This window comes from Daejeonella sp., assembly GCF_036405355.1.
In the GTDB taxonomy this organism is placed as follows: domain Bacteria; phylum Bacteroidota; class Bacteroidia; order Sphingobacteriales; family Sphingobacteriaceae; genus Daejeonella.
Window position 1 is genome coordinate 22,561 of sequence record NZ_DASWXT010000057.1, and the last position, 10,860, is coordinate 33,420.

A 10,860-nucleotide genomic window follows, 5' to 3' on the forward strand; every position below is an offset into this window, starting at 1 on the left:
AATTTTTAATAAAATCACGTATATAAAATCGAATGTAATCAGTAAAAAAGAACCAGATGTTAGGTGTATATTATTTAATAAAAAATTAGGCTAGGATTAAATGCTCCAGACTCAGACATTTTTAATATAGATTGAGGGAATTATAAAAAATATTATCGCTTGGTAATCAGGAAATTGATTAGAATTGCTTTACAAAATATAATTGATTAAAATACTTGTTTTGAGAACAAATAGAATAAAGGAATATTTGATCAAGATCATTGGCCCTAAAGAGGATTTCCCGCTAGAGGCTCGAATTTTTCATACCATTTGCATCATTTCATTTTTTATTCTGACGATAAGCCTTCCTTTCAATATTTCCTACGGATTGTACGAACTGGCTGTTCTAATGGGGTTACTGCAGGTTGTAGGTTTATTCTTGTATTACCTTTCCCGTGTACACAAAAAGTTAAAAATCAGTATTATTCTGTTGGGAATAGCGGCCAATGTACTTTTTGTGGTAAATTTTTATTATAACTCCGGTATTAACGGACCGGGCTTGATGTTATTTCTGCTTTGTATTTTTCTGATGACAGTGGTTGTTCCAAAGGAGCAATATCTTTTTTGGCTGGTTTTAAACATCACGGAAGTAATGGCTTTGCTCTTTTTATCTTATCATAATCCTTCCCTGATTGAAAACCGCTACCCAAATCTCTTATTGCAGCATGCTGACACGGCCTCAACTTATCTGCTAACTGCTGTACTTATATTTGTAGCAACAAACTACATTCGAAAAAGTTATCATTTGGAGAAGCTTGCAGCTGAGGAAAAGGCTGAAGAATTAAAATTATCTAATGAAACAAAGAACAAACTCTTGTCCATTCTTGCCCATGACCTGAGAGCACCGCTTGGTTCCATTCAGAATTATCTGGAAATCCTTTCGGAACTAAATTCTAATGAAATTGACAGGCAATCGATTGAAGCTAGCCTCCTGAACGAAACTAAAAATACCCAACAAATGCTCAGCAATTTGCTATTATGGAGCAAAACCCAAATGGAAGGTGTAACTGTCAATCTCTTGCCGGTAAATCTTAAAGAATCGATTTTACCGGCCATCAAAGCACAGCAATCTATTGCCATTGAAAAGAAAATAAAGCTTGAGGAAAATATCAATAAATCAATCATGGTTTTAGCCGACAGGGATATGCTGCAGCTAGTGGTCAGAAATCTGGTAAATAATGCAGTAAAATTCACCGACGCAGGTGGGCAGATTGGAATTGAGGCAAAGATTGAAGGTAAGAGCTGTCTGATTACAATTAGTGATACTGGCAGAGGAATTCCATACGAGATGCAAAAAGATCTCTTTTCATTGGGAGTTAAATCTACCTTTGGCACTCAAAATGAAAAAGGAGTGGGCTTGGGTTTGTCACTTTGCAAAGAATTTACAGAACTTCAAAACGGAAAAATCAGGTTCGAGAGTGTGCCTGGTAAAGGAACCCGCTTTTTTATAAGTTTTAATCTTGCTTCAGCACTCAGCTGAAACTTATGCTTTAGTTTTAATATTCGGCAGGAATGCAGTAATTAAACCGACCAGAGGCATAAACGCACAGATCTGATAAACATACTCTATACTTGTCCGGTCGGCAATTCCACCCAGAACAGCAGATCCAATGCCGGCCATTCCAAAAGCAAATCCAAAGAAGAGTCCAGAAACCATCCCAACCTTTCCCGGAAAAAGCTCATGGGCATAGACCAGGATTGCAGAAAATGCTGAAGCAAGGATGACTCCAATCGGTATGGTAAGAATCACAGTCCAGAAAAGATTGGCATGCGGAAGCAAAAGAGAAAAAGGAGCAACACCCAGAATTGAGCCCCAGATCACGTACTTTCTACCGAATTTATCGCCCAAGGGCCCACCAATGATCGTTCCTGCAGCAATTGAAAAAAGAAAAATAAATAAATATACCTGAGAGTCCTGAACAGATACCCCAAATTTATGAATCACATAAAAAGTATAGTATGTAGTCATACTGGTGAGGTAGATATACTTCGAAAAGATCAGCACCAGAAGGATCAGTACAGAAAAAATTATCGTCTTTTTGGGAAGCACCTGTGAATGAGAGGTTTCTTTTCCCGGTCGCTTTGCTTTGATCCTGATCTTGCGTTTATACCAGGCACCTATATTGATCAATAAAATAATAGCCAGCAGCGCAAGTGCAGAGAACCAGATAATATTTGACTGACCATAAGGAACAATAATCAAAGCGGCGAGCAGCGGACCAATAGAACTGCCAAAATTACCCCCCAGCTGAAAGATAGACTGAGCCATTCCACGCCGGCCACCGGAAGCCATATGAGCCATCCGGGAAGCCTCCGGATGAAAGATAGAGGAGCCAATACCTACCATTGCAACCGACAGAATCAGGATATCAAAACTTGGCGCGCGGGATAAAAATATTAGCCCGACAAGCGTGAATCCCATCCCGATTGCAAGTGAATAAGGTTGAGGCTTGCGGTCAGTATACAAACCAACAAAAGGCTGAAGAATTGAAGCTGATAACTGAAAGGTTAAGGTAATTAGGCCCACCTGAGCAAAGCTCAGGCTGAAGGTATCTTTTACTACAGGGTAGATTGCAGGTATAATGGACTGTAAAGCATCATTCAATAAATGGGAAATACTGATCGCAATAAGAATCGGATAAACGGTCTTTCCGGAAATGGGACTTTTGTCTTTTAGAGCCAGGCTTTGGGGCTGCTCAGTGACCTGCTTATTCATTGGTAAAATTGCTTCATGCAAATATCAGTTCTTAAATTTAAAAAAGCGAAGCTCAGGGGTAAAAAGGGAATACATAAGCCTATATTTTTGACTGGAAGATCTCTCTTAATTGCCAGACCGCTTTATTTTTGTCAGATACATTTCCTATTCGGATAATATCACAAAGGGCTAACAATTTATACAGTATTCTATCTTTCCTGACTGCCTTTACAACTGAAGGATAAAGCGGCAAGATGCTTTGTCCCCGTTCCTTACCCTGATCATCAGCCCAAACCAGCTTTTCTTCTGATGAAAAACTCAAATAAAGGGAAGATTCGGAGTGGGCAGTATACATTCCCTGCATGACCGGACCAAGCTGTGCCGGGAAAACATAGGGAAGTCCAAACTCCAGAAACTTCAGAAAAGCTTCTCTGTTTACTGATCTATCCTGCGGATTCAGCAGTCCGGCGATTGCCGAACGATTTAAAGATTCGCTAACCTCTGAGGCAGAGATGAACAGTTTTGAAGACAAATCTTTGATCTTAATCTCCTGATCAGAATCAATGATTAGTTTCAAGAGTAATACTATATCCTGGGGGCGCATGCCCTTATGCTCTTTCATAACAGAAAGTTAAGCATAAATTATTTGATTCGCAATTCGCGAAACAGATGCAGCCTGCGCTGCGGCTCTTTGCCGCTTGGCATCGTTCAATTACAAAGCCTGGAATCATATCTGGCATATTGTACCGAATCAGTGTAAACCTGATCCGCATACATGACAAGTGATTAGGCACTCAAAGAGAGGAAATCAAAATATAAGCGCGCCACAACGGGCATCGCTTGGTTGTCACTTGGGGCTTGACCCGCACTACAATGGCGCCCCCACCTGTAAATCACACCTGTGTCCAGGCTGACCATGTGGCGGGTTTACCTTTAAACCGGCCGGTACAGGTGCCGGCATAGCGGGTGTTGCCTGAATATTCTGAGGACTAGCAGCCGGAACCGGTGTTCCATCCGTATTAACCAGAGGAGCTCCCACTGCAAGATCACAACGATGCCCCGGCTGACCGTGAGCAGGATTAATTCTCGGATTTTCACCCCCGTCCTGAGCCGGCATGGGTGGAATACCCTGAGTTGAAATGGCAGGTTTCGCTGCTTCATTTCGCTGATCCATCATGACGGCAATAACAGTTGCACCTGCAAGGATTATTCCTCCAATTATAACGATAGTCTTCATTTTCTTTTAAATTATCCGGCATTCAATCTTTTAGGAGGATGCCGGTCATGCATGAATCACAAAATTACTAATAATTTAAACAATACGCGTTTGCCGGCCATTAAATTCCATTTACTAGCTTAGCGGAAAAAAGCATTACAATTGAGATATTTTGTTCATATCGGCTATAAGGGCACCAATTACTTCGGCTGGCAGAGGCAACCCGATAAGCTGAGTGTTCAGGAAGTTCTGGAAAACAGTCTCAGCCGGATCTTTAAACAAAACATCACTATTCATGGCTGTGGCCGCACCGATGCAGGAGTTCATGCCAGCCAGTACTTCTTCCACATGGATATAGAAAAGAGCTGGAACTTCGATCTGTTTTTTCGTCTCAACCGCATCCTTCCGGATGATATTGCTCTCTTTGATATTATCCCAATGGAAGCTCAGCCGCATGCCCGCTTTGATGCCATTCAACGGGTTTATGATTTTTTTATTCATACCTATAAAGATCCATTTCTGAGCGAAAGCAGTTCACTTTACCTCAGGCAAAGTTTCGATCTCGAGCAAATGAAAAAAGCAGTAGCCCTGCTTCCGCAATACGATGATTACCGTGCATTCTGCAAATCACCAGATAAAAACGAACATACAATTTGTCATGTTTCTGCGGCCAATTTGTACACAAACAGCAGTGGCGACAGAATGCGTTTCCGCATTTCATCCAACCGATTTCTCGGCAGGATGATCCGCATTATAGCTCGAAAACTAATTGAAATCGGCGATGGTAACCTGAGTGTGGATGAATTTGAAAGCCATCTCATCTCCAAAAATATTCCATCAAAAATATTGCCCGCACATCCTCAGGGTCTTTTCCTCTCAAAGGTTACTTACCCTTATCTTGATCTGGAACCAAAGGCTAAGTTTTGGGCTTCGGTGGAGGATTCTTATTGGAAGGAAGTGTGACAAAGCTAAAAGCAGAAAGCTTAAAGATAAAAGCCTGGAGAAATTATTCTAAACAGTTCATTATGTGTTTATTAGGAATTTTCGAGGCTTATTTGCATATTTAAGATGCAATAAGTTCAATGAATTATGGTAAATCAGATTCATCCCTGTTTATGGTTCGATGGTCAGGCGAAAGAAGCAGCAAATCTGTATTGTTCACTGTTTAAAAACTCCCGGATAATTGAGGATACCCCCATTGTGGTTACCTTCGAGTTAAATGGAAATAAATTTATGGGCTTGAATGGAGGTCCAAAATTTAAGATCAATCCATCCATTTCGGTTTTTGTGCTTTGTGAATCCCTGGAAGAAATTAACAGCCTCTGGGAAAAACTGATGGATGGAGGTAAAGCATTATTCCCAATCGATAAATATGACTGGAGTGAACGATACGGCTGGCTTCAGGACAGATATGGATTAAGCTGGCAGTTCTCCTTGATTACTAAAGCCCTGGTCAAGCAAAAAATAAGACCTTGCATGTTATTTACAAGTAATCATTTCGGAATGGCAGAGGAGGCGATTAACTTCTATACCTCCATTTTTGAACATTCCTCAACAGAATTGCTGATGCATTATCCGGAAGAAAGTGAAAATGCCGGAAAGGTATTATATTCTGAATTTAAACTGCACCATCAAAACATGATTGCAATGGATGGCCCCGGTGTCCATGATTATACATTCAATGAAGGAGTTTCGTTTGTTGTGGAATGCGAATCACAAAAAGAAATTGATTATTACTGGGAGAGGCTGACTGAAGGCGGACGTGAAAGTATGTGTGGCTGGCTGGAAGATAAATTTGGTGTTTCCTGGCAAATTGTACCTGCCATTCTTGGCAAACTAATGTCTGATCCCGAAAAGGGACCTAAAGTCATGCAGGCCTTCCTGAAGATGAAAAAATTTGATATTGAAGCTCTCCTGAAGGCATAAAAATGTTTTATAAACTCTAAAAGCCTATCAAGATGGAAAATCCGGCGGTTAGAAAACAGCAGGCAGACAAACTTATCTTTTTGGGAATTCTGCTGTTCTTTTTGGGATTGGTAAGCGGCCTGTTTATCCCGATGATGGCAAATCCCAGAATGGGTGTAAGCACCCATCTTGAAGGAGTAATGAATGGCATATTTCTATGTGTGTTAGGTTTGATCTGGAACAAATTGAATTTAGCAGAGAGATGGATCTATCTCGGATTCTGGCTGGCCCTTTATGGTACATTTGCAAATTTTTTGGCTGTTTTAATTTCCGCTATGACCGGTGCAGGTAAATATATGCCAATCGCCGGGGGAAAAGAAGGAGATCCCTTTATCGAAAGCATTATTTCAACTTTGCTCATCACACTAACTGTTTCAATGCTTACTGTGTGTTTAATTGTACTGGCAGGACTTTATAAACCTGAAAGATCAGGGGATAGAGATAGATGAATCAATATTCACATTAAAAAGAGCAAATAAAAAGTTTGAGCGGTAGTATAAGCTTTCCAACAGGAATCATAACTTGTAAGCAGTATAAATGAGTACTTTAAAATAAAAACAATCCGATGCACAGAAGAGATTTTGTAAAATTAGGCAGTATCATTGCCGCAACTGCCGTACAGTCTGATGTATATGGCGGAGAAATTCCACAGAAAACAGCAGCGCTTGCAGGCAAAACTGTCGATTTCGTAAATGATGGCGTGCCATTGAGTCCGAAAGAGTATGGCGAGTTATTGATGAAACTTGCCGATGAGGGAAAGATCAAAACCGACTTCTATTCAAACGGTGGAGTGGTAGAGGAACTCGAAAACAGATTTGCCAAATTGATGGGTAAAGAATCATCGGTTTTCATGCCTACAGGTACCCTGGCAAACCATATGGCATTGCGACGCCTGGCGGGCAACAATCGCAGAGTAATCTTACAGGAACAGAGCCATATCTATCAGGATACCGGTGACGGCTGCCAAACCCTGAGTGCATTAAACCTCATTCCTCTCGGACTGAATACCACCGAAATGACTCTGGCTGAAATTGAAGAGGTAGTCGGTAAAACAGCAAAAGGAAGGGTTGCCTTAAAAGTTGGGGTAATATGTATCGAGAGTCCGGTGCGCAGGCAACAGGATACCTTGTTTGCTTTCGAAAACATGAAAGCTATTACAAATTACGCCAAAGCAAATGATATTAAAACCCATTTAGATGGGGCCAGACTTTTTGTACAGGCGGCACATACCGGAATTGATCCCGCAACATACGGAGCCATGTTCGATACCTCCTTCACCTCTATCTGTAAATGCTTCAATGCAGCCAGCGGAGCGGTTTTAGCAGGTTCAAAAGAATTTACCCACGATCTTTTCCATGAACGCCGAATGTTTGGTGCCGGAATTCCGGCAGTCTGGCCTTTTGCCGCAGTAGCTTTGCATTATGTTGATTCATGGATTGAGGAATATAAAAGTGCCTGGCAAAAAGCAGAGTATCTTTTTACAGAGATTCAAAAAGACGAGCGCTGCAAAATTGTTAAATACAATAATGGTTCACACATAGTGCATCTCGACCTTAAAAACATCGATAAGAAACGTTTTTCGGATGCGCTTGCCAAGCGGAATATCCGCCTTTCTGCCCCCGATTCAACCGGCTTTAACTTAAAAGTAAACATCTCCATGAACAGAATGACCGCACAGGAAATTGCCGGGAGTTTTAAGGAAGTGATGAAGGAGGTGGGTTGAGTTTTAGGAGTTTTAATAAAGGATGAGAAACATGCCACAATACACCCGAATTTGGTGGACTTGCGGTAAATTTATCATCCTTATATGCAAGATAGGTGCAACTGTAAACGAAAGACACTGCAAGTCGAACGATCCAGAAAATGAAAATAATAACCTGGAATTGTAACATGGCCTTCCGAAAAAAGGCCGATTTTATTCTAGCACAAAAACCCGACATCCTTATTATTCCAGAGTGCGAACATCCTGACAAGTTAAAATTTAATAAAGGGACACTACTTCCTACCGACATTTTCTGGTATGGCTCAAACCCGAACAAAGGCCTTGGGGTGTTCTCTTATGGTGACTACAAATTCAAGCTACTCGAAATTCACAATCCGGGCATAAAAAATATCTTGCCATTGTCGGTAAAGGGAGGACAACTAGATTTTACTTTGTTTGCAATCTGGGCAAATAATCCGCAGGACAAGGAGGGCCACTATGTAACGCAAGTCTGGAAGGCAATCCATTATTATGATCAACTTCTTTCAGATAAACGAACAATACTAATTGGCGACTTCAATAGCAATACAATTTGGGACAGAGTATCGCGAGAGGGAAATCACTCGACAGTTGTTGAGAAACTAGCTGCTAAGAAAATTTTTAGCACCTACCATAAATTTCACGACCAAACACAAGGAAAAGAAAAGCATCCGACCCTATTTATGTACCGACATGAAAACAAACCTTATCACATTGACTATTGCTTTGCTTCAACTGATTTGATCGATAAACTAATAAACGTAGAAATAGGAAATTACGCAGACTGGACTCAACATAGCGACCATAAACCGCTTATTGTGACATTCGATCTGTAATGCAAAACAGCAGCACCTAACAACGGCTTGAAGCTATAGCGGTCAGTGCTATTTGAAACTACCTGCTTTCTAACTACTTTAGTGCTAAAGGCCGGGCGAAGTGCAGCTAAACGCTAAAGCTTCAAGCCGCAAAACGTATCCGGCAATTTTGGCTGCCCAATTAAGAACAATCTTTACAAATACCAACTAAGACACAATTCATCTGTTTGACTTTGTACTTTTCAGGAACTGAAAATTCAATTTCTGTTGGCAGACATTCAATGGTTTCACACTTTGTACAACGAAAGTGAAAATGATGCTTCGGAATTTGCTTTTCATCACATTTTACACAGACAGCAAAGTATTGTTTACCGTCATCAGCTACAATTTTATGGACAATTTCATCTTCACAAAAACGATTTAAAATTCTGTAAATAGTTGCTTTATCAGCTTCTATATTCATTTGCTTGACAATAGCATCTTGACTCATCGCCTTTCTTTTACTTGTCAATACAGACAATACAGCTTCTTGTGTTGCAGTATTCCTTCGTTTCATCATAGTACAAAGTTAATAAACATTGCTTAATGCGACATAATTACAATAACTTAATGCGACTTAGTTGCATTAATAAAAAAATGTTTTACTTTTGTCAGAAGCATAATAAATGAAAAGAAGAGAAATTCTAAAACAAGGTGGGCTTGCTCTAATAGCATTTGCTTTACCATTTCCTTTCCCAGCATTTGCAAAATATAACAGTATGACAGACAAGAAAAAATTTGAAGTAATCATAATTGGTGGTAGTTATGCCGGACTTTCTGCGGGAATGGCATTAGGACGGTCAATGCGAAAAGTTTTAATCATCGATGCAGGTAAGCCTTGTAACATTCAAACACCACATTCCCACAATTTCCTAACCCAAGATGGAAAAACGCCCAAAGAAATTTCTACCATAGCCAAGCATCAAGTAGAAAAATACAAGACCATAAAATTTTATCAAGCCAGGGCAATTAAGGGAGTAAAAACGGCAAATGGATTTGAAATAACAACAAATACAAACGAGATATTCACAGCCAAAAAATTGATTTTCGCGACAGGAATCAAAGATTTTATGCCTGATATAAAAGGTTTTTCAGAATGTTGGGGTATTTCGGTTATACATTGTCCGTACTGTCATGGTTATGAATTTCGTAAAAAAGCAACAGGCATTTTTGCAGATGGTGAAAGGGGATTTCATTTGGCATCTTTGGTAAATAATCTTTCTGAAAATGTTACTTTACTAACAAATAGTACGGCAGATTTTAACGAAGAACAAATAGCCAAACTCAAAAAGCATAACATTGAAATCATAGAAAACCATATTGCAGAAATAGAACATAAAGACGTGAATATCAAACAAGTAATTTTCTCTGATGGCACTAAAAAAAGTTTTGATGCACTTTATGCTTCATTGCCATTTACGCAACATTCAGAAATACCTGTTTCATTAGGTTGTGAACTAACAGAACATGGCTATATCAAAGTAAGTCCATTTCAAGAAACAAATATTAGTGGTGTTTTTGCCTGTGGCGACAATACAAATATGTTACGCTCAGTTGCTAATGCAGTGTATTCGGGCAATTTAACTGGTGCGGTGGTAAATGGTAAATTAGTTGAAGAAACCTTTTAAAAATGATAGAAGTCTTTATTACTGATATTTCAAATAAAATTCAAGCTGAAAAGGTCTTGAACAATCTTCAGAAAAAACATCCTGATTTGAGAATTAATTATGACCTAAGCGAAACGGAATTGGCTTTTCCTTGCGGACACACAATTTTACGAATTGAAGGAATTGATGTAAATACAAAAGCCATAATGAAAATAGTTATTGGCTTAGGTTTTCAAACTGAAATTTTAGAAGATAAAATTTGTAATTAACTACAGAATCTATGGCAGAGTTTTGGGAACAAGCATTTAATGAGAAACAAGAAATGTGGGGTTTAGAACCTGCTAAATCAACTATTTTGACGAAGAACTTTTTCATAGAGAAAGGCGTGAGAAATGTACTTATTCCAGGAATTGGTTATGGACGAAATGCTCAAATATTTGTAGAGAATGGAATGACAGTTACAGGTATTGAAATTTCTGCAACCGCTATTGAATTAGCCAATAAGCATTTTGGACAAGGCTTGACCATTTATCAGGGTTCTGTAACAGAAATGCCTTTTGACGACAACCAATATGATGGAATTTTTTGTTATGGATTAATTTATTTGTTGGGCAAAGACGAAAGAAAAAAACTAATCCAAGACTGTTACAATCAACTTGCAGAAAACGGTTTTATGATTTTTACAGCAATAACTAAACAAGCCCAAACATACAGACAAGGAACACTCATAGATATAGACAGAT

The 10,860-nt window shown here is 39.4% G+C and carries 13 protein-coding genes; 9 read left to right on the plus strand and 4 right to left on the minus strand.

Features of this window, described 5'->3' with window-relative positions; all coding sequences use genetic code 11:
- The first annotated feature begins 220 nt into the window (after positions 1-220).
- Positions 221-1,519, plus strand: coding sequence for a HAMP domain-containing sensor histidine kinase (locus VGE44_RS07260; RefSeq protein ID WP_331077440.1), 1,299 nt, complete (start codon positions 221-223; stop codon positions 1,517-1,519).
- Between the two features lie 3 nt (positions 1,520-1,522).
- Here the strand turns inward: VGE44_RS07260 and VGE44_RS07265 are convergent, their stop codons facing one another.
- The 3 genes from VGE44_RS07265 to VGE44_RS07275 form a co-directional block, all read right to left on the minus strand.
- Entirely contained in the window at positions 1,523-2,755 is a 1,233-nt protein-coding gene (locus VGE44_RS07265; RefSeq protein ID WP_331077442.1) for an MFS transporter, read from the minus strand.
- Between the two features lie 79 nt (positions 2,756-2,834).
- On the minus strand, positions 2,835-3,356 hold the full coding sequence (locus tag VGE44_RS07270; protein ID WP_331077444.1) for a hypothetical protein: 522 nt from the start codon (positions 3,354-3,356) through the stop codon (positions 2,835-2,837).
- A 246-nt stretch (positions 3,357-3,602) separates the two neighbouring features.
- Positions 3,603-3,971 (minus strand): hypothetical protein, encoded by a 369-nt coding sequence (locus VGE44_RS07275; RefSeq protein ID WP_331077446.1) that lies wholly within the window; start codon positions 3,969-3,971, stop codon positions 3,603-3,605.
- 141 nt (positions 3,972-4,112) lie between these two features.
- Here VGE44_RS07275 and truA point away from each other — a divergent pair, with 141 nt between their 5' ends.
- The 5 genes from truA to VGE44_RS07300 all read left to right on the plus strand — a co-directional run bounded on the left by truA (position 4,113) and on the right by VGE44_RS07300 (position 8,492).
- Complete coding sequence (truA, locus tag VGE44_RS07280) at positions 4,113-4,913, plus strand: tRNA pseudouridine(38-40) synthase TruA (RefSeq protein ID WP_331077448.1); 801 nt, start codon at positions 4,113-4,115, stop codon at positions 4,911-4,913.
- Between the two features lie 126 nt (positions 4,914-5,039).
- The gene (locus VGE44_RS07285; RefSeq protein ID WP_331077450.1) at positions 5,040-5,876 is read left to right on the plus strand and encodes a VOC family protein; all 837 of its coding nucleotides are present in this window, start codon (positions 5,040-5,042) and stop codon (positions 5,874-5,876) included.
- Between the two features lie 32 nt (positions 5,877-5,908).
- Positions 5,909-6,364: a hypothetical protein gene (locus tag VGE44_RS07290; RefSeq protein ID WP_331077452.1), complete on the plus strand. Its 456-nt coding sequence runs from the start codon at positions 5,909-5,911 to the stop codon at positions 6,362-6,364.
- A gap of 116 nt (positions 6,365-6,480) precedes the next feature.
- Positions 6,481-7,638 carry a threonine aldolase family protein gene (locus VGE44_RS07295; protein ID WP_331077454.1) on the plus strand — a complete coding sequence of 386 codons (1,158 nt, stop codon included), beginning with the start codon at positions 6,481-6,483 and terminating at the stop codon, positions 7,636-7,638.
- 140 nt (positions 7,639-7,778) lie between these two features.
- Complete coding sequence (locus VGE44_RS07300) at positions 7,779-8,492, plus strand: hypothetical protein (protein ID WP_331077456.1); 714 nt, start codon at positions 7,779-7,781, stop codon at positions 8,490-8,492.
- A 160-nt stretch (positions 8,493-8,652) separates the two neighbouring features.
- Here the strand turns inward: VGE44_RS07300 and VGE44_RS07305 are convergent, their stop codons facing one another.
- The gene (locus VGE44_RS07305; RefSeq protein ID WP_331077458.1) at positions 8,653-9,030 is read right to left on the minus strand and encodes a Fur family transcriptional regulator; all 378 of its coding nucleotides are present in this window, start codon (positions 9,028-9,030) and stop codon (positions 8,653-8,655) included.
- Positions 9,031-9,136: 106 nt separating this feature from the next.
- On the opposite strand from VGE44_RS07305, the gene VGE44_RS07310 reads away from it, so the two are divergent.
- The 3 genes from VGE44_RS07310 to VGE44_RS07320 all read left to right on the plus strand — a co-directional run.
- On the plus strand, positions 9,137-10,138 hold the full coding sequence (locus VGE44_RS07310; protein WP_331077460.1) for an NAD(P)/FAD-dependent oxidoreductase: 1,002 nt from the start codon (positions 9,137-9,139) through the stop codon (positions 10,136-10,138).
- A 2-nt stretch (positions 10,139-10,140) separates the two neighbouring features.
- The gene (locus tag VGE44_RS07315; RefSeq protein WP_331077462.1) at positions 10,141-10,386 is read left to right on the plus strand and encodes a hypothetical protein; all 246 of its coding nucleotides are present in this window, start codon (positions 10,141-10,143) and stop codon (positions 10,384-10,386) included.
- Between the two features lie 11 nt (positions 10,387-10,397).
- Positions 10,398-10,860: class I SAM-dependent methyltransferase (locus VGE44_RS07320; RefSeq protein WP_331077464.1), on the plus strand; the 463-nt coding region annotated here is incomplete at its 3' end.